Source organism: Pantoea sp. AN62 (genome assembly GCF_050432985.1).
Lineage (GTDB): Bacteria > Pseudomonadota > Gammaproteobacteria > Enterobacterales > Enterobacteriaceae > Pantoea > Pantoea brenneri.
The window spans coordinates 47581-72202 of sequence record NZ_JBNPYB010000015.1; the positions used below are offsets into that span (position 1 = coordinate 47581).

Below are 24622 nucleotides of genomic sequence, written 5' to 3' on the forward strand. Positions count from 1 at the left end.
GATATCCACCATGCCGATACAAATTTTACCGCCGCAACTGGCGAACCAGATCGCGGCGGGTGAAGTGGTCGAGCGTCCTGCATCGGTTGTGAAAGAGCTGGTGGAAAACAGCCTTGATGCTGGCGCAACGCGCATTGATGTTGAGATTGAAAAGGGCGGCGCGAAGCTGATACGCATCCGTGACAACGGATGCGGCATCGTAAAAAGCGAACTGGCGATGGCACTGGCCCGCCATGCCACCAGCAAGATTGCCTCACTGGATGACCTGGAGGCGATCATGAGCCTCGGTTTCCGGGGCGAAGCGCTGGCCAGTATCAGCTCGGTCTCTCGCCTGACTCTGACCTCACGTACCGCCGATCAAACTGAAGCCTGGCAGGCCTATGCCGAAGGGCGAGATATGGCCGTGACGGTCAAGCCTGCTGCGCATCCGTGCGGCACCACGCTGGAAGTGCTGGATCTGTTTTACAACACCCCGGCACGCCGCAAATTCATGCGCACTGAAAAAACCGAGTTTGGTCACATCGACGAAGTGATTCGCCGCATCGCGCTGGCCCGCTTTGACGTGGCGATTTCACTCAGTCACAACGGCAAAATGATGCGTCAGTATCGGGCGGTGAGTGAAGAGAGCCAGCGCGAACGACGGCTGGCAGCCATCTGTGGCGTGACCTTTATGCAGCATGCGTTACGCATCGACTGGCAGCACGACGATCTGTCACTGCGCGGCTGGGTAGCCGATCCGACCGGTTCGCGTCAGGTCAGCGACCTGCAGTATTGCTACGTAAACGGCCGCATGATGCGCGACAAACTGATCAATCACGCGATCCGCCAGGCTTTCCAGACCCAGCTGCAGGAGGACCAGCAGCCCGCCTATGTGCTCTATCTGGAAATCGATCCGCACCAGGTGGATGTCAACGTTCATCCGGCAAAACATGAGGTGCGGTTTCATCAGTCGCGGCTGGTGCATGATTTTATCTATCAGGGTGTGATGAGTGTGTTACAGGCGAGCGCGGCCCCGGTATTGCCGACGCTGCAGGCAGAGGAGCCCGCGCCGCGCTGGCAACCCGAGAATCGTCAGGCGGCCGGGGGGAACCATTTTTCACAGCCCGCCGCGCGTCGCAGCGAGTCAGCGCCGGCAGCACCGACGCCGGGACCAGCGCCAGCCTGGCAGAACAAAGAGAGCGGTTATCGTCAGCGGGAAGGCGCGGTGTATCAGCAGTTGCTAAAAACGCCTGCCACGGGCGCGCCACCAGCGAAGCCGGCTGAACCGGCACCGCGTGCCGTCGTCCAGGCGTCACCGCTGGCGGCGCATGCCCAGAGTTTTGGCCGGGTACTGACGGTGCTGCATCACCACTATGCGTTGCTGGAGCAGGACCAGAGACTGCTGCTGCTGTCTCTGCCGGTGGCGGCGCGCTGGTTAAAACAGGCGCAGCTTCAGCCCGGCGAAACCGGCTTAAAACCGCAGCCGTTATTGATCCCGGTGCGGCTTAAAATTGCCCAGACCGAGCGGCAGGCTGCACAGAAAAACAGCAGTCTGCTCAATCAGATGGGAATAGAACTGCAGCTGGAGGGCGACCACGTGACTCTGCGCGCGGTTCCTTTACCGTTACGAACACAAAATTTACAAATCTTGATTCCTGAACTGTTAGGCTATCTCGCCCGGCAGCAAGATAACTCTGCGACGCAACTGGCCCAGTGGCTGGCGCGGCGTCAGGATGCAGAGTCATCTGACTGGAATCACTCACAGGCGATTAACCTGCTGGCTGAGCTGGAACGGCTCTGTCCACAGTTATTAAAATCGCCGCCTTCAGGTCTGATACAGGCCATAGAGATTGAGAGCGCGATTGACGCGTTGAAGCATGAGTGAACTAAACCAGGCTGGCCGGCCAAAGGCTATATTTTTGATGGGACCCACGGCGTCTGGCAAGACGGCGTTAGCGATTGAGCTGCGTAAGCATTTGCCAGTGGAACTAATCAGCGTAGATTCTGCCTTAATCTATCGTCAGATGGATATTGGCACGGCGAAACCGTCGGCTGAGGAGTTAGCAGTGGCGCCCCATCGGTTGCTGGACATACGCGATCCCGCGGAAGCCTATTCGGCGGCCGAGTTTCGACGCGATGCGTTAGCAGAAATGGCGGATATCGTTCAGGCCGGACGAATTCCGTTGCTTGTTGGTGGAACCATGCTCTACTTCAAGGCGTTACTTGAAGGATTGTCGCCGTTGCCCTCGGCCGATCCCGAGGTTCGTCAGCGGATAGAGCAAACGGCGCGTGAAAAAGGCTGGGAAGCTTTACACCGCCAGCTGTGTGAAATCGACCCGGTTGCCGGCAGTCGTATTCATCCGAATGATCCGCAGAGACTTTCGCGAGCACTGGAAGTTTTTTTCATTTCGGGTAAAACTTTAACGGAACTGACAAAAACGTCCGGTGAAGCGTTACCCTACGATGTGTACCAGTTTGCCATCGCCCCCGCGAGCCGCGAGCTGTTACACCAGCGCATCGCGTTGCGTTTTGAGCAGATGTTGGCGTCAGGATTTGAAGCGGAGTCTCGGGCCCTGTTTGCACGAGGTGATTTGCATACGGACATGCCTTCCATTCGTTGTGTTGGTTATCGCCAGATGTGGTCTTATTTATCGGGCGAAATCGATTATGACGAGATGGTTTATCGGGGAATTTGCGCAACCCGGCAACTTGCTAAGCGTCAGGTTACCTGGTTACGCGGCTGGGAAAACGTTCACTGGTTAGACAGTGACGAGCCCCAACTGGCACGTGACAGGGTGCTACAGGTTCTTAGTGCGAAGCATGGGTGATTGTGTACAATTGACGGGTTATCGTGCGCAAATTTTTACGCAGTTTTTTCAGAACCATAGGTTCTACAAGCAACAAACAACAAGCATATAAGGAAAAGATAGAATGGCTAAGGGGCAATCATTACAAGACCCGTTTTTGAACGCACTGCGTCGTGAACGTGTTCCGGTTTCGATTTATTTGGTTAACGGTATCAAGCTGCAGGGTCAGATTGAGTCATTTGATCAGTTTGTAATTTTGCTGAAAAACACGGTAAGTCAGATGGTTTATAAACACGCCATTTCTACCGTTGTTCCTTCGCGCCCGGTTTCTCACCATAGCAATAATACCGGTGGCGGCAGCAACAATTACCATCATGGCGGCAGCAACACATCTGCGCAGCCACAGCCACAACAAGACGGTGATAACGCAGAATAACGCGTCGCCGTACAGCCAGGACCGGAGAGCATGAATGGTTTTCCGTCCTGGTCTTTTATTTTAGCGAGGTTATAGCTTGTTTGACCGTTATGATGCCGGTGAGCAGGCCGTACTGGTACACATCTGGTTCTCCCAAGACAAAGAAGTAGAAGATCTTCAGGAATTTGAAACCCTGGTTTCTTCTGCTGGCGTTGACGCGCTGCAAGTGATCACTGGCAGCCGCAAAGCGCCACATCCCAAGTATTTTGTCGGTGAAGGAAAGGCCGTTGAAATTGCCGATGCGGTAAAAACAACAGGAGCATCGGTCGTCTTATTCGATCATGCCCTTACGCCCGCTCAGGAAAGAAATCTCGAGCGCCTGTGCGAATGCCGGGTGATTGATCGTACCGGCTTAATTCTCGATATCTTCGCGCAACGCGCACGCACCCACGAAGGTAAATTGCAGGTTGAGCTGGCACAGCTACGCCATCTTGCCACGCGTCTGGTACGCGGCTGGACGCACCTTGAACGCCAGAAAGGCGGGATCGGCTTACGCGGTCCGGGTGAAACGCAGTTAGAAACTGACCGTCGCTTATTACGCGGCCGTATCAGCCAGATTTTATCCCGTCTGGAACGGGTAGAGAAACAGCGTGAGCAGGGACGTCAGGCACGCGCCAAGGCCGATGTGCCAACCGTGTCGCTGGTGGGCTATACCAACGCCGGTAAATCGACGCTGTTTAACGCCGTGACCTCAGCCAACGTCTTTGCTGCCGATCAGCTGTTTGCGACCCTTGATCCGACGCTGCGCCGCCTGAATGTCGCCGATGTCGGTGAAGTGGTGCTGGCGGATACGGTCGGCTTTATCCGCCATCTTCCTCACGATTTGGTTGCTGCCTTTAAAGCGACCCTTCAGGAGACGCGTCAGGCGACGTTGCTGCTGCATGTGATTGACGGTGCTGACGTTCGCGTCACAGAAAATATTGAAGCCGTTGATACCGTACTGGAAGAGATCGACGCTGACGAAATTCCCACCTTACTGGTCATGAATAAGATCGATATGCTCGATGGCTTTGAACCACGCATCGATCGTAACGAAGAAAACCTGCCGATTCGCGTCTGGCTGTCTGCCCAGACCGGTGCCGGTATTCCGTTATTATGGCAGGCGCTGTCTGAGCGGCTGTCGGGTGAAATTGCCCAATACGAATTACGTCTGCCACCCGAAGCGGGGCGCTTGCGCAGCCGTTTCTACCAGTTGCAGGCGATTGAGAAAGAGTGGAATCAGGAAGACGGCAGTGTAGGATTGCAGATTCGTATGCCAATCATTGAATGGTTGCGCTTATGCAAACAGGAACCGTCGCTGACCAGTTATATTGTTTGATATTGCCCAAACGCATTTACCTTAAAAATTGAAGATTGTCGCACTTTCGTTGCAGACCCGAATACGCAGGCGTTACCCGAGTATTTCGGATTTCAGCAAGGCGGCAACTGAGTGAATCCCCGGGAGCTTACGCAGGTAAGTGACCGGAGTGAGCGAAGGCAGCCAACACCGCTGCAATCCGAAAGATGAAGGGTAAAAACCGCAAATACAATAAATGGAGTAGAGACATGGCGTGGAATCAGCCCGGAAATAACGGACAGGACCGCGACCCGTGGGGAAGCAGCAATAATCAAGGCGGCAACTCTGGGGGGAATAAAGGAGGACGGGAATCCGGGCCTCCTGATCTGGATGATATCTTCCGTAAGCTGAGCAAGAAGCTTGGTGGTCTGGGCGGTGGCAAACAGAACGACAACGGTCAGCGCGGCTCCGGCAGCGGCGGCAAAATTGTTGGCATCGTAGCGGTTGCAGCTGTCGTGATCTGGGCAGCAAGCGGTTTCTACACCATCAAAGAAGCGGAACGTGGCGTGGTAACGCGCTTCGGTAAGTTCAGTCATCTGGTTGAGCCAGGTCTGAACTGGAAACCGACCTTTATCGATCAGGTGCGTGCCGTTAACGTTGAAGCGGTACGTGAACTGGCCGCGTCAGGCGTGATGCTGACTTCGGATGAGAACGTGGTGCGGGTTGAGATGAACGTCCAGTACCGGGTTACCGATCCGGAACGTTATCTTTATGCCGTTACCAGCGCGGATGACAGTCTGCGTCAGGCCACCGACAGCGCACTGCGCGGCGTCATTGGCCGTTCCACCATGGACCGTATCCTGACCGAAGGTCGTACTGTGGTCCGTAGCGATACCCAGCGTGAAATCGACGAAACGATTCGCCCTTACAATATGGGCATCGCGGTGCTGGACGTAAACTTCCAGGCGGCTCGTCCACCGGAAGAGGTGAAGTCTGCGTTTGATGATGCGATTGCCGCACGTGAAAACCGCGAGCAGTATGTCCGCGAAGCGGAAGCCTACGCCAACGAAGTTCAGCCACGAGCTAACGGTCAGGCGCAGCGTATTCTGGAAGAAGCCCGTGCGTATAAAGAGCGGACGGTGCTGGAAGCGCAGGGTGAAGTGGCGCGGTTTGCCAAAATCCTGCCTGAGTACAAAGCGGCACCAGAAATCACCAAAGAGCGTCTCTATATCGAAACGATGGAACGCGTGCTCAGCCATACCCGTAAAGTACTGGTTAACGATCGGGGTAATAACCTGATGGTGCTGCCGCTCGATCAACTGATGCGTGGCGGTCAGGCGTCAACCGGCCACAACGGTCAGAAAGGGGGCAGTGCCGCATCGCAGCCTGCGCTCTCCGATCGCAGCGCCAGCCGCAGTGACACGTCGTCATACAGTCCGGACAGCATCATGGATCAGCGTCGGGCTAACGCTCTGCGCAACGACAGCCAGCGCGAAGGGAGAGAGTAATCGATGCGTAAGCCAATAGTAGTATTAATCATCGTCGTGCTGGTGGCGCTCTATGCGTCGCTGTTTGTGGTGCAGGAAGGTCAACGCGGCATCGTACTGCGCTTCGGTAAGGTTCTGCGCGACGACGAAAACAAACCGCAGGTGTTTGAACCGGGTCTGCATTTCAAGATCCCATTCTTGGAAACGGTTAAAACACTGGATGCTCGTATTCAGACCATGGACAACCAGGCCGATCGCTTCGTCACTAAAGAGAAGAAAGATCTGATCGTCGATTCCTACATCAAATGGCGTATCAGCGACTTCAGTCGTTACTATCTGGCCACCGGTGGCGGCGATGTGTCTCAGGCGGAAGTACTGCTGAAACGTAAGTTCAGTGACCGTCTGCGTTCTGAAATGGGGCGTCTGGATGTTAAAGACATTGTGACCGATTCGCGTGGTCGTCTGACCACCGACGTGCGTGATGCGCTGAACACCGGTAGTGCAGGCAGCGATGACGAAATCGCCACCCCGGCCGCCGATGATGCGATTGCCAGTGCAGCGGCCCGCGTAGAGCGTGAAACTAACAGCAGCGAACCGGCACCGAACCCGAACAGTATGGCGGCGTTAGGTATTCAGGTCGTAGATGTACGGATTAAGCAGATCAACCTGCCGACCGAAGTTTCAGATGCGATCTTCAACCGTATGCGTGCAGAGCGTGAAGCCGTAGCACGTAGCCAGCGTTCACAAGGTCAGGAAGAAGCAGAAAAACTGCGCGCCCAGGCTGATTACCAGGTAACGCGTACGCTGGCCGAAGCCCAGCGTGAAGCGCTGATTACCCGTGGTGACGGTGATGCGGAAACGGCGCGACTGTTTGCTGCGGCATTCAGTCAGGACCCGGACTTCTACGCCTTTATTCGTAGCCTGCGTGCCTATGAAAACAGCTTCAATGACAATCAGGATGTGATGGTGTTAAGCCCGGACAGCGACTTCTTCCGATATATGAAGGCGCCCTCTAACGCGACACGTTAAGAACTGATATAACCTACAGGCCGACAATGTTGTCGGCCTTTTTTTTGGGTATCAGTATGAAAACAAGCATCTGGATGGCACTGGCGCTGGTATTAGTGCTGGAAGGGTTGGGACCGATGTTCATGCCACGCGCCTGGCGCCGCATGATTCTGGCGATGACGCAGCTGCCCGATCGCCTGTTGCACCGTTTTGGCGGCGGGCTGGTGGTAGCCGGAATGGTAATCTATTGCATGCTTAGCCTGCACGGCAACCTGTAACAACTGCTGGCCTGGTGCACAAATTGTGCCTGCTGCGCCTGTTTTCCCCAACATGTTGTAGTGATCAAAATGCTGGCAAAAAAGCGCGCAATCGTATGCTAAAAGTGCTGAAAACCACCGGATCAGATGGTAGAATCCTTTTTTAAGCAATCGGTGATTTTGAGAAATGGGTAAGAACGTCGTCGTACTGGGCACCCAATGGGGTGACGAAGGTAAAGGTAAGATTGTAGACCTTCTGACTGAACGCGCGAATTACGTTGTGCGTTATCAAGGCGGCCACAATGCGGGCCACACACTTGTCATCAACGGTGAAAAAACCGTCCTCCACCTTATCCCTTCTGGCATTCTGCGCGATAACGTCACCAGCATTATTGGTAACGGCGTAGTGCTCTCTCCTGAAGCCTTAATGAAAGAGATGAAAGGCCTCGAAGAGCGCGGGATTCCGGTACGCGAACGTCTGCTGATTTCTGAAGCCTGTCCGTTGATTCTGCAGTATCACGTTGCCATGGACATGGCGCGCGAAAAAGCGCGTGGTGCTAAGGCGATCGGGACTACTGGCCGCGGTATTGGTCCGGCTTATGAAGATAAAGTCGCACGCCGTGCACTGCGCGTCAGCGATCTGTTCAACAAAGAGACCTTTGCCGCCAAGCTGAAAGAAGTGGTCGATTTCTACAACTTCCAGCTGGTGCACTACTACAAAGAGCAGGCGGTCGACTTCGATAAAGTGCTGAACGATGTGATGGCGATTGCCGACATCCTGACCAGCATGGTGGTTGACGTCTCTGAGCTGCTGGACGGCGCGCGTAAGCGTGGCGATCTGATCATGTTCGAAGGTGCGCAGGGTACGCTGCTGGATATCGATCACGGTACCTATCCGTACGTTACCTCGTCCAACACCACCGCTGGCGGCGTAGCGACCGGCTCAGGCATTGGCCCGCGCTATGTCGATTACGTGCTGGGTATCGTGAAAGCGTACTCAACCCGCGTCGGTGCTGGTCCATTCCCGACCGAACTGTTTGACGAAACCGGTGAGTTCCTGTGTAAGCAGGGTAACGAGTTCGGTGCCACCACCGGCCGTCGTCGTCGTACCGGCTGGCTGGATGCGGTTGCCGTGCGTCGTGCGGTGCAGATCAACTCTCTGTCCGGTTTCTGCATGACTAAACTGGACGTGCTGGATGGCCTGAAAGAGGTCAAAATCTGCGTGGCTTACCGGATGCCGGATGGCCGTGAAGTCACCACCACGCCGCTGGCGGCAGAGAACTGGGAAGGCATTGAGCCGATCTATGAAACGATGCCGGGCTGGAGCGAGACTACTTTTGGTGTGAAGACGCTGGAGGGCTTACCACAAGCTGCCCGCGACTATATCAAGCGTGTAGAAGAAGTGACGGGTGTTCCGGTTGATATTATCTCAACCGGCCCGGACCGCAGTGAAACGATGATTCTGCGCGATCCGTTCGACGCATAATCACCCAGGCCGGACCTTGTCCGGCCTTTGTTTTTCCACTCTTTGATGCCACTTAATTCCCCTTCGCTTGTCCAACCCGGTGCTGGCTTAAAAAAACGCACGGTTAATCAGACTCTGGTTTATCATCGTAGCCACTCGCATGGCGATCCGATTTATTCCTGACATCAATCGCAAGGCGGGTTATGCGATGCCACTTTTGATGATTCACTGAGGTTACTGTGCAGCTGACGAGTTTTACTGATTATGGTTTACGGGCCCTGATTTATCTGGCCGCGTTGCCCGAAGGCCAGCAGACCAACATCACTGAAGTGACCAACACCTATGGTGTGTCACGTAATCACATGGTCAAAATCATTAATCAACTGAGCCGGGCGGGATATATCGCAGCAACGCGCGGCAAAAATGGCGGGCTTCGTCTTGGCATGCCGGCCAGTCAGATTGTGATTGGCGACGTAGTGCGTAAGATGGAACCGCTACAATTAGTGGACTGCGCATCCTGTTCCATTACGCCCGCCTGTCGCCTGAAGAAGGCGCTACATGACGCGGTACAGCGCTTCCTGCAGGAACTGGATAGCTACACGCTGGCGGATTTGGTTGAAGGGAATACCCCACTTTATGAAATCATATTGTCCGAACCGCCGGTGGCAATAAATACTCAATGACATCGGAGGAACCGCTATGTCAAAAGATCCTTTTCAGGATAGAGAAGCTGAAAAATACGAAAACCCCATTCCAAGCCGTGAATTTATTCTGGCGCTATTAGAAAAACGCGAAAAACCGGCCAGCCGCGAAGAGCTGGCGCAAGAGATGAACCTGCAGGAAGAAGAGCATATTGAGGCGCTGCGTCGCCGTCTGCGCGCCATGGAGCGTGATGGTCAGCTGGTGTTCACCCGCCGTCAATGCTATGCCCTGCCGGAGCGTCTGGATCTGCTACGCGGGAAGGTCATAGGCCACCGTGATGGCTACGGCTTCCTGCGGGCAGAAGGTCAGAAGGACGACCTCTACCTCTCCGCCGAACAGATGAAGTTTTGCATGCACGGCGACGTCATTCTGGCCCAGCCGCTGGGTGCCGATCGTAAAGGCCGTCGCGAAGCGCGCGTGGTGCGGGTACAGGAACCACGCAATAACCAGATCGTTGGCCGTTACTTCACCGACGCCGGTGCTGGCTTTGTGGTGCCGGACGACAGCCGTCTGAGCTTTGACATCCTGATCCCACCGGAAGAAACCATGAATGCCCGCATGGGCTCGGTCGTGGTGGTGGAGTTAGTTCAGCGTCCAACCCGTCGCAGTAAAGCGATCGGTAAAGTGGCTGAGATCCTCGGTGATGATATGGGCACCAGTCTGGCGGTCGATATGGCGCTACGGACCCATGAAATCCCACACAGCTGGCCGCCAGAGGTTGAAGCGCAGGTCAGTAAGCTGAAAGAAGAAGTGCCGGAAGAGGCCAAAAAAGGACGCGTCGACTTACGTAAGCTGCCGCTGGTCACGATTGATGGCGAAGATGCCCGTGACTTTGACGATGCGGTCTACTGTGAGAAAAAACGCGGTGGCGGCTGGCGGTTGTGGGTTGCTATCGCGGATGTCAGCTATTACGTCCGTCCTGGCACGCCGCTGGATGACGAAGCGCATCAGCGCGGTACCTCGGTCTATTTCCCGTCACAGGTGGTGCCGATGCTGCCGGAAGTGCTGTCGAACGGTTTATGTTCGCTCAACCCGCAGGTCGATCGCCTGTGTATGGTGTGCGAAATGACCGTTTCCTCAAAAGGGAAACTGACCGGCTTCAAACACTACGAAGCGGTGATGAATTCGCATGCGCGTCTGACCTACAATAAAGTCTGGAACATTCTGCAGGGCGACAAAGAGCTGCGTCAGCAGTATGCGCCGCTGGTTAAAGATCTTGAAGAGCTGCACAACCTGTATCAGGCGCTGGAAGCAGCACGTGAAGAGCGTGGCGGCATCTCGTTTGAGACCGAAGAAGCGAAGTTCATCTTCAACGCCGAGCGCCGCATTGAGCGTGTTGAGCGCGTTTCGCGTAATGACGCCCACAAGCTGATCGAAGAGTGTATGATCCTGGCGAATATCGCCTCGGCACGCTTCGTTGAGAAAAATCAGGAACCGGCGCTGTTCCGCGATCACGATCGCCCGACCGACGAAAGCATCAAGAGTTTCCGTACCGTGCTCAACGAGCTGGGACTGAGTCTGCCCGGCGGCAACAAACCGCAGCCGATCGACTATGCCGCACTGCTGAAGCAGGTGGCCGATCGTCCTGATGCGGAAATGCTGCAAACCATGCTGCTGCGTTCGATGAAGCAGGCGGTTTACGATCCGGAAAACCGCGGTCACTTTGGTCTGGCACTCTCGTCATATGCTCACTTTACCTCGCCAATCCGCCGCTACCCGGATCTGACATTGCATCGCGCCATCAAGTATCTGCTGGCAAAAGAGCAGGGTGAAGGTAAAGGTCTGGTACAACGCGCCATCAAATATCTGATGCCGAAAGACAGCAACGCGATCAAAGATCGGATGACTGCGACCGGTGGCTATCACTACGAAATGCCGGAGATGCTGCAACTGGGACTGCACTGTTCCCTGACCGAACGCCGGGCTGATGAAGCGACCCGCGACGTCGCGGACTGGCTCAAGTGTGACTTCATGCAGGATCAGGTCGGCAACGTCTTCAACGGCGTGATCTCCAGCGTCACCGGCTTTGGCTTCTTTGTCCGCTTGAGCGATCTGTTCATTGATGGTCTGGTGCATGTCTCGACGCTGGATAACGACTACTACCGTTTTGATCCGGTCGGTCAGCGTCTGATTGGCGAGTCCGGCGGCCGCACCTATCGTCTTGGCGATATTGTGGAAGTACGGGTCGAAGCGGTGCACATGGACGAGCGTAAAATCGACTTTGCCCTGATCTCCAGCCAGCGTCAGGTACGCGGCGAAGGTAAAACCGAGCGCGATCGGGCGAAGCGTGATGGCAAACCACCGTCTAAACGCCGTCGTGATGTCAGCAAGAAGTCCAATTTTGAGCCAGACGCTGCTTTCCGCGGTGACAAGGGCAGACCGGCAGCGGCAAAAACCGAGAAAAAAAGTAAAACCGTCTCGGAAAAAAGCCGTAAAATCGCCGCCGCCACGCGGGCTAAGCGCGCCAGCAAAAAAGCGCAAACTGACTGATGCGCATAGCCGCCCTTTCTCAGCCGGGAAAGGGCGGTAATTTATTCATTTCCACACACTGAGCAGATCGATGAGCGAAATTATTTTTGGTATCCATGCCGTGCAGGCGCTGCTGGAACGCGACCCACAACGTTTCCAGCAGGTCTTTATCCTCAAAGGCCGCGACGATCGTCGCCTGCAACCCCTGGTCGCCGCGCTGGAAGCTCAGGGGATCGTAATTCAACTCGCAGAGCGTAAGTGGCTGGACAGCCAGGTGGAAGGCGGCGTGCATCAGGGTATCGTGGCGCAGGTTAAACCGGGCCGTCAGTATCAGGAAGGCGATCTGCCGGATCTGCTGCAGAGCCTGGAAAAACCGTTCCTGCTGGTGCTGGACGGGGTTACCGATCCGCATAACCTCGGAGCCTGTCTGCGCAGCGCCGATGCAGCGGGCGTGGATGCGGTGATCGTGCCAAAAGATCGTTCCGCTCCGCTGAACGCCACCGCCAAAAAAGTGGCCAGCGGTGCGGCTGAGAACGTGCCGTTAATCCGCGTTACCAACCTGGCGCGGACGCTGCGCTTGCTGCAGGAGTACAACATCTGGGTAGTCGGCACGGCCGGTGAAGCCGATCACACCGTGTATCAGAGCAAAATGACCGGCCCGATGGCGCTGGTGATGGGCGCAGAGGGCGAAGGCATGCGTCGTCTGACCCGTGAACATTGCGATGAGCTGATCAGTATTCCGATGGCGGGCAGCGTCTCTTCGCTGAACGTCTCGGTCGCTACCGGCGTCTGCCTGTTTGAAGCGGTGCGCCAGCGCAACGCCTGATCTCCGATGTGATCCTCGCCACAAATTAGTTTCTGTACCAGGCATAACTGCGCGTCATTCGTATATACCCAAAGGATTTCGGGTTGCATTGAGGCGGCAAGAGAACGAATCCCGATGAGCTTACATGAGTAAGTGATTCGGGTGAGTGAACGCAGCCAACAAAAATGCAGCTTGAAAGACGACGGGTATACTTACTGAGTGACATCCGCGAGGAGTGGTTATGACCTGGACAACACACACCGTTTTTAATCAGCCCCATCCTCTCAGTAACAGCAACCTGTTCCTTTCCGATACGCCGTTGAGTGAAGCGCTACAGCGCGAGGGCGCGGAGTGGGATCGTGAATGGCTGGCTTCCGTCGGGCTGCAGCTTGGCAGCGCTGAATCACTGGAGCTTGGCCGGCTGGCCAATGCCGAACCGCCCGAACTGCTGCGCTACGATGCGCGTGGCGTGCGGCTCGATGAAGTGCGTTTTCATCCCGCCTGGCATCTGCTGATGCAGGGCGTCTGCGCCAGCCGTCTGCACAACCTCAGCTGGCAACCGACGGTGCGCGAACATGCCAGCGTGGCGCGTGCCGCCCGTTTTATTCTGCATGCTCAGGTTGAAGCGGGCACGCTCTGCCCGGTGACGATGACCCACGCGGCAATCCCGCTGCTTCAGACTTATCTGCCGGCCGCGTTCGAAGGCTGGCTCGATCCGCTGCTCAGTGACCGTTATGACACCCATGCACAGCCCGGCGATCAAAAGCGCGGTTTGCTGATCGGCATGGGCATGACAGAAAAGCAGGGCGGCAGCGATCTGCTCACTACCACCACCCGCGCGGAGCCGCTGGGCGCGCGCGGCCCCGGTGAAATCTACCGGCTCACCGGTCATAAGTGGTTTTTTTCGGTGCCGCAAAGCGATGCGCATCTGGTACTGGCACAGACGCCGGCGGGACTGAGCTGCTTCTTCCTGCCGCGCCTGTTACCGGACGGTTCCCGCAATGCTATCCAGATCGAGCGGCTGAAAGATAAGCTGGGTAATCGATCCAATGCCAGCAGCGAAGTCGAGTTTCGCGGCGCCACTGGCTGGCTACTGGGAGAAGAGGGGGAAGGGGTCCGGCTAATCCTGAAAATGGGTGGAATGACCCGTTTTGACTGCGCGCTCGGCAGTCACGGCCAGATGCGGCGGGCTTTTTCAGTTGCGCTCTATCATGCACACCAGCGCCAGGTGTTGGGTAAAAATCTGGTGGATCAGCCACTGATGCGTCAGGTGCTGGCGCAGCAGTCGCTACAGCTGGAAGGACAGACCGCCTTACTGATGCGGCTGGCCCGTGCCTGGTCGCAGCCGGCAAAACCGCATGAGGTTGCCTTTGCGCGCCTGTTTACCCCGGCGGCGAAATACCAGATATGCAAAGCAGGTGCGCCGTTTGTGGCAGAGGCGATGGAGGTGTTAGGCGGCATTGGCTACTGCGAAGCGAGTGAGCTGCCGCGGCTGTATCGCGATATCCCGGTTAACAGTATCTGGGAAGGGTCGGGCAACGTGATGTGTCTCGACGTGTTGCGCGCGCTTTCGCGGCAGAGCGATGCGGCAGAGATGCTCAGCCAGGAATTTGAGGCAGTCAAAGGCAGTAACCGCCATTTCGATGCGCGCTGGCGTCAGCTTCGTCTGCGACTGCACAAAATACCGGAGGCGCAGGCGCGTGAACTGACCCGCAGTCTGCTGCTGCTGGCAACGGGCGCACAGTTGCTGAAATATGCCGAGCCGCCGCTGGCGGATGGCTGGTGCCGGCAATGGCTCGATCAGCGCGGCTCACGTCCACTTGATGCCGCGCTGGCCGACCGCTTACTGGCCCGCGCCTGCGGTGGGTGAGGCTCCGTACAGGATCGCGCTGGCGTACCATAAGCCAGGCATCACCGTTTCACTCAGCGCCACTATCTGATAGTAGGTCGCACCGGACTGATTGGCCCGGGCGGCCACGGCGCGCTGTGCATCATCGGGTGAACCGTGCACGTTGACGGTGATATTGCCCAGCTTCGGTAAACCGGCGCTTTGCGCCCGTGAAATTTCCTGCGCCTGTTGCGTCGGCGCGGGCGGCGCTTTTGGGGTCGTCTGAAACGCAGAACAGCCTGCCAGTGACAGGCTTAACATCAGTAAGTAAGCGAAACGCATAGGAAAACCCTCATTCAGGACGAAGCATTAAGTGTATGCCATCGTCCCGAATGCCGTCAGGATTTGAGGTTAAAAACGCTGACCAGCTGGGTCAGGTGATGGCCTTTATCACTCAGGGTCTGGGCGCTACTTTCCGCCTGCGCCACCAGTTCACTGTTCTGATGCGTCGCCTGGCTGATCTGGTTCATCGCCAGATTAACCTGACCAATGCCGGCAGCCTGCTGTTGCGCCGCCACGTTGATCTCGCCCATCAGCGCCTGGACCTGCTCAATGTGCGTCACGATGTGGGTCATCGCGTCGCGGGTCTGCTCAGATAACAGATGGCCTTCCGCCACATTGCCGATTGAGGTGGCGATTAGCCCATCAATCTCTTTCGCGGCCTGCGCCGAGCGCTGCGCCAGCGCCCGTACTTCGGCCGCTACCACCGCAAATCCGCGTCCCTGTTCACCGGCACGCGCGGCTTCAACCGCGGCATTCAGCGCCAGGATATTGGTCTGGAAGGCGATAGATTCGATCACATGGGTGATATCCGCAATGCTTTGCGACGAGATTTTAATGGCCGACATGGTGTTAACCGAGCGCACCACGGTCTGGCTGCCCTGGCTGACGATAGCGCTGGCTTCAGACACCAGCGACATCGCCTGGCGCAGGCTATCGGCGGTATGTTCTACCGTCGCACCAAACTGCTCCATGCTGGCCGAGGTCTGCTCGACGCTGCTGGCCTGACGCCCAATCTGCTCGCTGATATTGTGGCTGCTGGCGGCGATGGTATCGGTGCCGTCACTGATCTCCTGCGCGGCGCTGCGCACCTGACCGACGATCTTCTCCAGACCATCGCCAATGCCGTTGATGGCGTTGATCAACTGGCCCACTTCGTCGCGACGTGGCGTATCGAGATGCACCTGCAAATTACCGGCGGCATACTGCTGCGCCAGATGAATCACCTGCTGCAGCGGACGGGTAATCGCCCGGCGGCTGTACCAGACAAAGCCAAGCGCAAACACCAGCACCAGCGCCAGGCCGGTGAGTAAAAACAGGTTACGACTGTGGGTAATCGGTGCCAGCAGGCTGGCGCGGTTAACCTCACCAACAATCACCCAGTTCCAGCCCGGTAACTGCTGCCAGGCCAGCATGCGGTTCTCTCCGGCCATCTCCACCTGCCGTATCCCTTGCGGCTGGGTCAGCAGTTGCTGCTGTATCGCGTTATCCCAGCCCGGCAGTTTCCCTTCGTTTTGCTGATCAAACAGATACTGACCCTGAGCGCTGCCGGGCGCGCCGTTAATCACATAAAAGTGGCCGCTGTCGCCCAGCCGACGCGCGAGGATTTTCTCACGCATCAGGGCGTATTGCTGATCGATACCGACCCCGACAAACAGAATGGCGACTACCGTGCCGCTGGCATCTTTGACCGGCTGATACTGGGTGATGTAGCGATGGCCAAACAGCGTGGCGAGGCCACGGTAGATTTCCCCCTGATGCACGCTTTTCCAGGCGGCGCTGGCGCGATCGAGCTGGGTGCCGATGGCGCGACTGCCATCCTGCTTCTTCAGCGAGGTGGAAATGCGGATAAAGTCTTCGCCGTCACGCACGAAAATGGTGGCGACCGCAGCAGTGCGTTCGGTGAAATCGTCCACCGCTGTCTGGTCGAGGTTGAGCGTCTTTAAGCCAGCACGCAGCACCGGCGTCGAAAAGCTGCCCACCTGCACCCGGGCACTTTCATCGAGGCTAAAGCGCCTGGGTAAAAAGCTGGTAAACAGATTGGTGTAGTTGCTCACCTCTTCGGAAAGCGTGGCGTTGAACATGGTCGCCATTTCACTGATGCCCTGCACCTGATTGTGCATATCATCAATCGCGAGGTTTTCCAGCTGGCGTGAGGCGGTGTGGCTCTGGGTCAGCGTCAGAACCAGCAGTAATAACGCTACGCTGAGAGACGTCAGTACAGACAGCTTAACTCCAAGACTCAGGCCGCTGAGAGAGAGACGCTTCATAAATTACCTTTGATCACATTGGGGGGATACCGGATCAACGGCAGCAACGCGAAAAAGTTTAGTCCGCAAGCTGACGACCGGCAGCGGGGGAATGGCTTCGCAAATGTTGTGGCAGAACGTACACTCAAAGCCTGTGCTTCGCCCCTTTCAGGAGAGAATATGATTGAACTCACCACGGAAACGCTGGCAGGAATTGAGTGTCTGCACGCCGCGCCAGCTGGTCAGCGCCGTAACCGGCTGCCGACAGTGCTGTTTTATCACGGCTTTACGTCGTCGAAAGAGGTCTATGCCTATTTCGCCGTCGCCTTAGCGCAGGCCGGATTCCGGGCGGTGATGCCGGATGCGGATCTGCACGGCGCACGCTATCACGGCGATGCCGAAAGCCGCCTGAGTCGCTTCTGGGATATCCTGAAAAAAAATATTGATGAGCTGCCGCAGCTGGAATCGGCGCTGCGCGCTGACGATCTGATCGCCGGTGAGCGATTTGCGGTCGCCGGGGCGTCGATGGGCGGCATGACGGCGCTGGGGGCGATGGCCCGCTATCCGCAGATCCACAGCGTCGCCTCCATGATGGGTTCCGGTTACTTTATGCAGCTCAGCCAGACGCTGTTTCCGCCGCTGGTGGTGCGCTCGCCGGAACAGCAGGCACAGTTTGATGCCCGGATGGCACCGCTGGCGGAATACGATCCCAGCACCCGGCTGGACACGCTGGCCAATCGTCCGCTGCTGCTGTGGCATGGTGAAGCTGATGAGGTGGTGCCCTTTGCTGAAAGCGCCCGCCTGGAAGCCGCGCTGCGCAGCAAAGGATTAGCGCAGCATCTGACGTCACTGTCGGAACAGCAGATTGGACATAAGATTACGCCGTCAGGTTTGACGGCGCTGGTGAGCTTCTTTAAGCATCAGCTTTAAACATCAGACGTAAAAAAGGGCGGAGGGGTCTGCTCCGCCCTGGCCTGACCCATTTATTAGCGGGCAGTGAACCGTTCTGACAGTCGGGCTGGCGCACTGATCGGATTACTCTCCGGTGCATCCAGTCGATTAACGTAGACATAACCCTCAGCCGCTTTGCTGCTGTGACTTCTCATCTGCTGCGCACAGTCAGCATTGCTGGCAAGAGCGGGTAGAGACAGGAAGAGACCCAGTAAAGTGGCGATGACGTACCTTTTCATGGCCGACTCCTCACTTCAGGGAAGACACTCTGTTAGACGCTGGTAAGCCAAACCGTAACGCCTGCATTAAGTTTAGCGACTGGCGATATTATCGCCAGATCGTCTGCCTGAACCTCTTCATCAGCCTTTTTGAACAATCGCTGCTTAACGCGCTGTATTCACATGATTAGCACGAAAAGCCTGCGTATCTGGCACGCCGGATGGCATTTGTTGAAATGTGCGCTTGAGTTTAGTGGCCCCCGCCAGTATGATTACGCGTCAATTTTTCAGCCGCATTCTCAGGCTGTGTCCCACAAGCGCTCGTCACAACGAACTTTTGTGGGACACAGCCTATAACGTTCCTTGCTTCCATGGGCCGCGGTTGACCCCGACAGGAGGCTGAATAATCCGTAAGGAGCAATTTCGATGCGTCATTACGAAATCGTATTTATGGTCCATCCTGACCAGAGCGAACAGGTTCCGGGCATGATCGAGCGTTACACTGGTGCCATCACTGGTGCACAGGGCACGATTCACCGTCTGGAAGACTGGGGCCGCCGTCAGCTGGCTTACCCGATCAACAAACTGCACAAAGCGCACTACGTTCTGCTGAACGTTGAAGCGCCGCAGGAAGCGATCGATGAGCTGGAAACGAACTTCCGCTTCAACGACGCCGTTATCCGTAGCATGGTTATGCGCGTTAAAAACGCGGTAACTGAAGCATCACCGATGGTTAAAGCGAAAGACGAGCGTCGTGAGCGCCGCGAAGATTTTGCTAACGAATCCGCTGATGACTCAGATGCTGGGGATTCTGAAGAGTAATCCATCGTGACGGTTAATCGACTGCGCTTGTCTGGCACGGTGTGCAAGACGCCGGTTCGAAAAATTAGCCCGTCAGGAATTCCGCACTGTCAGTTTGTGCTTGAGCACCGCTCAGTGCAGGAGGAGGCCGGGTTTCACCGGCAAGCCTGGTGTCGTATGCCGGTGATTATCAGCGGCACTGCCCATCAGGTGATTACTCAACATATAACGGTCGGCACGCAACTCATACTCGACGGTTTCATTAGCTGCCATCAGGCACGCAATGGCCAGAGCAAAATGGTGTTACATGCCGAGCAGATTGAATTGATAGATTCTGGAGACTAGCCAAATGGCACGTTATTTCCGTCGTCGCAAGTTCTGCCGTTTCACCGCGGAAGGCGTTCAAGAGATCGATTATAAAGATATCGCAACGCTGAAAAACTACATCACTGAAAGCGGCAAGATCGTACCAAGCCGTATCACTGGTACTCGCGCAAAATACCAGCGTCAGCTGGCTCGTGCTATCAAGCGCGCGCGTTACCTGTCTCTGCTGCCGTACACTGATCGTCATCAGTAATCGGCAACTGTCCATTAACGACTTTAAGAGGATAAGGTAATGCAAGTTATTCTGCTTGATAAAGTAGCAAACCTGGGCAGCCTGGGTGATCAGGTTAACGTTAAAGCGGGCTACGCTCGTAACTTCCTGGTACCACAGGGCAAAGCTGTGCCTGCTACCAGGAAAAACGTTGAATTCTTCGAAGCACGCCGTGCAGAACTGGAAGCTAAACTGTCCGACGTTCTGTCTGCAGCAAATGCACGCGCTGAGAAAATCAATGCACTGGGCACCGTAACCATCGCGTCTAAAGCAGGCGACGAAGGTAAACTGTTCGGTTCTATCGGTACCCGCGACATCGCTGATGCAGTTTCTGCAGCTGGCGTTGAAGTGGCTAAGAGCGAAGTTCGTCTGCCGAACGGCGTTCTGCGCACCACCGGTGAGCACGAAGTGAACTTCCAGGTTCACAGTGAAGTATTCGCGAAACTGATCGTGAATATCGTTGCTGAGTAATTTTTATTACTGAGCACTGCGGGAACGCCGGCCTTGTGCCGGCGTTTTTGTTTTTATTGCCGCCTGAACGCTATTGCGCGCGGATAAAGCTGCCATCCGGCTGACGCGTAAACAGCACCGGGCCGTTAGCGCCCTCTATCGTCAGTCCGGTCACTGCGCCCTGTGCGTCCTGACGGATTTTGACCTGCTGACCGCTTTTCAGTGAACTCAGCGGCTGATCGCTGCCTTCCACTCGCGCCATCGCAAACACATCATTTACCGGCAGACTGTTGTCACGAAACAGCTGGGCCAGCGTCTGGCCTGAAGCGACCGTATAGTTGCGCCACTCTCCCTGTGAATCCGCTTTTGGCGTCGGCTGCGGCTGAGAAGAGGATGAGTCGGCTTTGTGGTCATAAATATCCGCCTGCATCGGCACCTCTTTCTCAGCGGACGGCGTAACCGGACGCTCCACCGGATAGCGCGGTGTACTGACCGGCCAGAGAAACGCCAGCAGCATCACCAGCAGCGCGATAACAATGCCACGGCGATGCGGCGCAGGCAGCGGGTCCATCCAGCCGATGTGGTCGGTAACATGCCAGATACGATGAAGCCATGTCGGTAGCCGTGATGACGCGTCTGAAGCCATTCGTGGTTCCTCCTCTCCAGCGGGTTGCTGCGGCTTGCGTGCGGCCAGCCAGGTTTGCAGCCGGGATACAATACGCGTTGCGCGCGTCCTGCGGCGTCGTGGGGCGATCTGGCCCATGTGTTCTCTCTTTTGGTGTGCAACAGACGGCGTAATTCCGTCAACAGTTATAGTATGGGCAATACCGGCGCGAAGTGCCTGCCAGCATTGATAAATTTGACGGGGGTATTGTTTCTCTTTCGCCGCGAAAAGTCATCTGCGATGCAGGGCATTTTACGCCAGCGGCCTGCACTGCTATGCTGCCGGTTCGAATTTATCCGAGAGTGAAAGGAACGAAGATGACTACCCCTTCTTTCGACAGCGTCGAAGCACAAGCAAGTTACGGTATTGGTTTACAGGTTGGCCAGCAGTTGCTGGAATCTGGTCTGCAGGGGCTGCAGCCAGAAGCACTGCTCGCGGGCCTGCGCGACGCGCTGGAAGGGAACTCGCCGGCGGTACCGGTTGATGTGGTTCATCGCGCACTGCGTGAAGTGCATGAACGCGCAGAAGGCGTGCGCCGTGAGCGCACCGAAGCGATGGCGGCAGAAGGCCAGGCATTCCTGCTGGAACATGCGCAGCGTGAAGGCGTGAGCAGCACCGAATCCGGCCTGCAGTTCAGCGTCATCACCCAGGGCGAAGGTCCTATCCCTTCCCGCCAGGATCGCGTACGTGTGCACTACACCGGTAAACTGATTGACGGCAGCGTGTTCGATAGCTCCGTAGCACGTGGTGAGCCAGCAGAATTCCCGGTCAGCGGCGTGATCGCGGGCTGGATTGAAGCGCTGACCCTGATGCCGGTTGGCTCAAAATGGGAACTGGTGATCCCACACAACCTCGCGTACGGCGAACGTGGTGCCGGTGCCTCTATCCCGCCATTCAGCACCCTGATTTTTGAAGTAGAGCTGCTGGAAATCCTGTAATACCCCGGCGCTGCTCCCCTTGCGGGGGCAGCGTTGCGTCCCCTCGCGGGCCTGACCTGAGCATCTGTCAGCGTGCCGGACAAGGGGAACGCCAGCGGCGGTTCTGCCCGCCGCTGCCTCTTGCTTCTTACTGCTGTAAATTTACTTGCCAGAGAGCAAAACCGATCGCATCCGTGCCCTTTGGCTGGAGCGGATACTGTGCATGCTGCTGAATAAAGTGGGTCGCTTTATCGCCTGGCGCGGTTTCAAAGCGAATATCCAGCGGCGTGGCAGAGGCAATCGGCGCCAGACGCCAGTTATTGTCCGCCTGCGGCCTGACTTCGCCCTGTTTTTTGGTTTCCGCACTGATATAGGCGGCCACCACGGAACGGTTCTCATCCGGTGAGGCGAAGGCAATATACTTATCGCCGGTACCGGCAAATTTGCCGCCGTAAGCGCGATAGTTGTTGGTTGCCACCAGGAAGGTTGCCTGCGGATCGATCGGCTTGCCCTGCCAGCTCAGCTGGCGAATGCGTGAGGCCTGCGGATGAATCAGCTGACACTCAGCGTCATAACGCGCTGGCTGGGTCACATCGATCTGATAATTAACCCCGTCAATTACGTCAAAGTTGTAGGTACGGAAATCCCAGTTGATCAGCGACTGGGTTTTGCTGCTGTGCGGATCGATCTGATTGAACTGGCCCGCCGAACATTCCAGCCATTCTTTGACCTGCGCGCCGCTGATTTTCATCACCACCAGGGTATTCGGATAAAGATAGAGATCGGCGGCATTGCGGAAGGTCAGCGCTCCTTTCTCAACTTCAACGTAGCTGGCCGGATCGTTCTTGCGGCCACCCGCTTTAAACGGTGCTGCCGCAGAGAGGACCGGCAGACGACCCAGATCCGGATCGCCCTGAATGAAATGTTCAACGTAGGCGCGCTGCGCATTATTCACGATCTGCACGGTCGGATCGTCCTGCACCAGTGACAGATAGCTGTACATCACATCGGCGGATTTGCCGATCGGCTTGGCCACAAATGCCCGCGTAGCACGATGATCGTCAGCCAGCACCTTCACTAGCGCCGGATCTTCCGCCGCTAATGACTTTTTCGCTGCGGTATCATAAATCGGCCGCGCCTCGGCTTTGCCGCTGCTGACCTGCCAGCGTCCGCCGTCATTATCCAGCACCAGATCGACCACACCCAGATGATCGCCCCACATGCCGGGCATCACGGCTGGAATGCCGTTCAGCGTCCCCTGGGCGATATCCGCCCCTTTGATACTGGCGAAATCACTGCCCGGGAATACCGCATGCGCATGGCCAAACATAATGGCGTTGATGCCTTTAACCTGGCTAAGGTAGTAAACCGAGTTTTCCGCCAGCGCATGATACGGCTCGCTGCTCAGGCCGGAGTGGGGAATAGCAACGATGATATCGGCACCCCTGGCGCGCATTTCAGGTACGTAGCGGCGGGCGGTTTCAGTGATGTCATCCACCCGCACTTTACCCTGCAGATTGGCTTTATCCCACACCATGATCTGTGGCGGCACAAAGCCGATGTAGCCAATCTTCACCGTCTGCGTTTTGCCGTCACGATCTACCACCTCGGTCGATTTAATCAGGTAGGGGGTGAACAGCGGCTTGCCACTTTTGCTGTCAATAACGTTGGCGTTGACATAAGGAAAGCGTGCGCCAGCCAGCGCTTTTTTCAGGTAAGGCAGGCCATAGTTAAACTCGTGATTACCCAGATTACCGACGCTGTAGTCGAGAGTGTTAAGCGCTTTATAAACCGGATGGATCTCGCCCGCGCTAAGCCCTTTGGCCGCCATATAATCGCCGAGCGGGCTACCCTGGATGATGTCGCCATTATCGACCAGCACGCTGTTTTTAACCTGCTGGCGCGCCGCATGAATCAGCGTGGCGGTCCGGACCAGGCCGAATTTCTCGGTCGGGGTATCTTTGTAGTAGTCGAAATCCATCATGTTACTGTGCAGATCGGTGGTCTCGAGTATCCGCAAATCGACCGTTGCCGCCTGCGCGGCGACGGAAACGCTCAGGGCCAGTAACATCATTCCAGGCTTAAACATGCTTGCTCCTGCTGCCAGATAAGTTAAAGCTCTCAAAATAATGTAAAAGCCTGATGAGTGGTCAGTTTAAATCGTGATGGATGTATCGTTTTGGCGCATCGGTCAGCGGACAACGGCTTTCAGACTGTGGCGGGGCCGGCAGGCGTGGCGATAAACAGGTAACTATGGTATTGATATATCTATAAATTGCGCCGTGCTGCCGCCGTACAATCGGCTGGCGGAGCGGAACTGCTAAAATGTAACCATCAGGCGTTGAACTGAACGTGCAGCAGATGGACACAACGAGGTGAAAAATGTTAGAGCAAATTTGCCAACTGGCACGCGAAGCGGGCGACGCGATTATGCAGGTTTACAACGACGCCGCGCCGCTTGACGTTTCTCACAAATCGGATGACTCGCCGGTCACCGCTGCCGATATCGCCGCGCATCAGGTGATCGTCAACGGTCTGGCGCAGCTTTCGCCTGAAGTACCGGTTCTGTCAGAAGAGGACCCACCGGCCTGGGAGGTGCGTCAGCACTGGCAGCGCTACTGGCTGGTCGATCCGCTTGATGGCACCAAAGAGTTCATCAAGCGTAACGGCGAATTCACCGTCAATATTGCGCTGATTGACGCCGGCAAGCCGGTGCTGGGCGTGGTCTATGCACCCGCGCTGGGGGTAATGTACTCTGCCGCGGAAGGCAAAGCCTGGAAAGAAGAGGGGGGCCACCGTGAACAGATTCATGCGCGTGACGCCCGGCCACCGCTGGTGGTGGTGAGCCGCTCACACGGCGACGATGATGAGATGAAGCAGTATCTGAAACAGCTGGGCGAACATCAGACCGTGGCAACCGGTTCATCGCTGAAGTTCTGCCTGGTGGCGGAAGGCAAAGCCCAGCTCTATCCGCGCTTCGGGCCGACCAACATCTGGGATACCGGCGCAGGACACGCGGTGGCGATGGCGGCGGGTGCCCATGTACACGACTGGCAGGGCAAAACCCTGGATTACGCGCCGCGTGAATCCTTCCTCAATCCCGGCTTCCGCGTCTCGTTGTTCTAACCGATTAAGCGGGAGGCTCGCCTCCCGCCACTC

24 protein-coding genes are annotated in these 24622 nt (G+C 56.4%); 19 read left to right on the forward strand and 5 right to left on the reverse strand.

The features are described 5' to 3' along the window. The first annotated feature begins 10 nt into the window (after window positions 1-10). From mutL to FHW04_RS17855, 12 genes are all read left to right on the forward strand, one after another. Window positions 11-1864 (forward strand): DNA mismatch repair endonuclease MutL, encoded by a 1854-nt coding sequence (gene mutL / locus FHW04_RS17800; RefSeq protein ID WP_094106264.1) that lies wholly within the window; start codon window positions 11-13, stop codon window positions 1862-1864. Continuing rightward, window positions 1857-2807, forward strand: coding sequence for a tRNA (adenosine(37)-N6)-dimethylallyltransferase MiaA (gene miaA, locus FHW04_RS17805; RefSeq protein ID WP_089561908.1), 951 nt, complete (start codon window positions 1857-1859; stop codon window positions 2805-2807). The genes mutL and miaA overlap by 8 nt, the downstream gene beginning before the upstream one ends. A gap of 103 nt (window positions 2808-2910) precedes the next feature. Continuing rightward, a complete protein-coding gene (gene hfq, locus FHW04_RS17810; protein ID WP_009087468.1) occupies window positions 2911-3222 on the forward strand; it encodes an RNA chaperone Hfq in 312 nt (103 codons plus the stop codon). Window positions 3223-3298: 76 nt separating this feature from the next. Next, window positions 3299-4579, forward strand: a complete 1281-nt coding sequence (gene hflX, locus FHW04_RS17815) for a ribosome rescue GTPase HflX (RefSeq protein ID WP_031376420.1) — start codon at window positions 3299-3301, stop codon at window positions 4577-4579. 227 nt (window positions 4580-4806) lie between these two features. After that, window positions 4807-6045, forward strand: coding sequence for an FtsH protease activity modulator HflK (gene hflK / locus FHW04_RS17820; RefSeq protein WP_046289272.1), 1239 nt, complete (start codon window positions 4807-4809; stop codon window positions 6043-6045). A 3-nt stretch (window positions 6046-6048) separates the two neighbouring features. Continuing rightward, the gene (gene hflC, locus FHW04_RS17825; protein WP_031376419.1) at window positions 6049-7053 is read left to right on the forward strand and encodes a protease modulator HflC; all 1005 of its coding nucleotides are present in this window, start codon (window positions 6049-6051) and stop codon (window positions 7051-7053) included. 56 nt (window positions 7054-7109) lie between these two features. Further along, window positions 7110-7310: a DUF2065 domain-containing protein gene (locus tag FHW04_RS17830; RefSeq protein ID WP_031376418.1), complete on the forward strand. Its 201-nt coding sequence runs from the start codon at window positions 7110-7112 to the stop codon at window positions 7308-7310. A 166-nt stretch (window positions 7311-7476) separates the two neighbouring features. Then, window positions 7477-8775 (forward strand): adenylosuccinate synthase, encoded by a 1299-nt coding sequence (locus FHW04_RS17835; protein WP_031376417.1) that lies wholly within the window; start codon window positions 7477-7479, stop codon window positions 8773-8775. Between the two features lie 218 nt (window positions 8776-8993). Continuing rightward, the gene (gene nsrR / locus FHW04_RS17840) at window positions 8994-9437 is read left to right on the forward strand and encodes a nitric oxide-sensing transcriptional repressor NsrR (RefSeq protein ID WP_031376416.1); all 444 of its coding nucleotides are present in this window, start codon (window positions 8994-8996) and stop codon (window positions 9435-9437) included. 16 nt (window positions 9438-9453) lie between these two features. Then, entirely contained in the window at window positions 9454-11946 is a 2493-nt protein-coding gene (rnr, locus tag FHW04_RS17845; protein WP_069729037.1) for a ribonuclease R, read from the forward strand. A gap of 70 nt (window positions 11947-12016) precedes the next feature. Further along, entirely contained in the window at window positions 12017-12751 is a 735-nt protein-coding gene (gene rlmB, locus FHW04_RS17850) for a 23S rRNA (guanosine(2251)-2'-O)-methyltransferase RlmB (protein ID WP_031376415.1), read from the forward strand. A 220-nt stretch (window positions 12752-12971) separates the two neighbouring features. Further along, the gene (locus FHW04_RS17855) at window positions 12972-14600 is read left to right on the forward strand and encodes an isovaleryl-CoA dehydrogenase (RefSeq protein ID WP_089561909.1); all 1629 of its coding nucleotides are present in this window, start codon (window positions 12972-12974) and stop codon (window positions 14598-14600) included. Here the strand turns inward: FHW04_RS17855 and bsmA are convergent. After that, the gene (bsmA, locus tag FHW04_RS17860) at window positions 14574-14900 is read right to left on the reverse strand and encodes a biofilm peroxide resistance protein BsmA (RefSeq protein WP_089561910.1); all 327 of its coding nucleotides are present in this window, start codon (window positions 14898-14900) and stop codon (window positions 14574-14576) included. The two genes, FHW04_RS17855 and bsmA, sit on opposite strands and share 27 nt — an antisense overlap. Window positions 14901-14956: 56 nt before the next feature. Next, window positions 14957-16888, reverse strand: coding sequence for a methyl-accepting chemotaxis protein (locus FHW04_RS17865; protein ID WP_089561911.1), 1932 nt, complete (start codon window positions 16886-16888; stop codon window positions 14957-14959). 159 nt (window positions 16889-17047) lie between these two features. Here FHW04_RS17865 and yjfP point away from each other — a divergent pair, with 159 nt between their 5' ends. Continuing rightward, window positions 17048-17797, forward strand: coding sequence for an esterase (gene yjfP / locus FHW04_RS17870; protein WP_089561912.1), 750 nt, complete (start codon window positions 17048-17050; stop codon window positions 17795-17797). A gap of 56 nt (window positions 17798-17853) precedes the next feature. On the opposite strand, the gene FHW04_RS17875 is transcribed toward yjfP, so the two are convergent. Continuing rightward, the gene (locus tag FHW04_RS17875; protein WP_031376411.1) at window positions 17854-18057 is read right to left on the reverse strand and encodes a hypothetical protein; all 204 of its coding nucleotides are present in this window, start codon (window positions 18055-18057) and stop codon (window positions 17854-17856) included. Window positions 18058-18462: 405 nt separating this feature from the next. Here FHW04_RS17875 and rpsF point away from each other — a divergent pair, with 405 nt between their 5' ends. From rpsF to rplI, 4 genes are read left to right on the forward strand one after another with little or no spacing between them, the layout of a single operon-like run. Beyond that, a complete protein-coding gene (rpsF, locus tag FHW04_RS17880; RefSeq protein ID WP_031376410.1) occupies window positions 18463-18858 on the forward strand; it encodes a 30S ribosomal protein S6 in 396 nt (131 codons plus the stop codon). Window positions 18859-18864: 6 nt separating this feature from the next. Continuing rightward, on the forward strand, window positions 18865-19182 hold the full coding sequence (gene priB / locus FHW04_RS17885) for a primosomal replication protein N (protein ID WP_046289269.1): 318 nt from the start codon (window positions 18865-18867) through the stop codon (window positions 19180-19182). Window positions 19183-19186: 4 nt separating this feature from the next. After that, entirely contained in the window at window positions 19187-19414 is a 228-nt protein-coding gene (rpsR, locus tag FHW04_RS17890; RefSeq protein WP_000135199.1) for a 30S ribosomal protein S18, read from the forward strand. 39 nt (window positions 19415-19453) lie between these two features. Next, window positions 19454-19903: a 50S ribosomal protein L9 gene (gene rplI / locus FHW04_RS17895; RefSeq protein WP_031376408.1), complete on the forward strand. Its 450-nt coding sequence runs from the start codon at window positions 19454-19456 to the stop codon at window positions 19901-19903. Window positions 19904-19973: 70 nt separating this feature from the next. Here rplI and FHW04_RS17900 read toward each other — a convergent pair whose 3' ends face one another. Continuing rightward, on the reverse strand, window positions 19974-20645 hold the full coding sequence (locus FHW04_RS17900) for an OapA family protein (RefSeq protein ID WP_084227864.1): 672 nt from the start codon (window positions 20643-20645) through the stop codon (window positions 19974-19976). Window positions 20646-20863: 218 nt separating this feature from the next. Here FHW04_RS17900 and fklB point away from each other — a divergent pair, with 218 nt between their 5' ends. Further along, a complete protein-coding gene (gene fklB / locus FHW04_RS17905) occupies window positions 20864-21484 on the forward strand; it encodes an FKBP-type peptidyl-prolyl cis-trans isomerase (protein ID WP_031376406.1) in 621 nt (206 codons plus the stop codon). A gap of 127 nt (window positions 21485-21611) precedes the next feature. On the opposite strand, the gene FHW04_RS17910 is transcribed toward fklB, so the two are convergent. Beyond that, a complete protein-coding gene (locus FHW04_RS17910) occupies window positions 21612-23552 on the reverse strand; it encodes a bifunctional 2',3'-cyclic-nucleotide 2'-phosphodiesterase/3'-nucleotidase (RefSeq protein WP_089561913.1) in 1941 nt (646 codons plus the stop codon). Between the two features lie 293 nt (window positions 23553-23845). Between FHW04_RS17910 and cysQ the strand changes: the two genes are divergently transcribed. Next, window positions 23846-24589: a 3'(2'),5'-bisphosphate nucleotidase CysQ gene (gene cysQ, locus FHW04_RS17915; protein ID WP_031376404.1), complete on the forward strand. Its 744-nt coding sequence runs from the start codon at window positions 23846-23848 to the stop codon at window positions 24587-24589. Window positions 24590-24622: the final 33 nt, after the last annotated feature.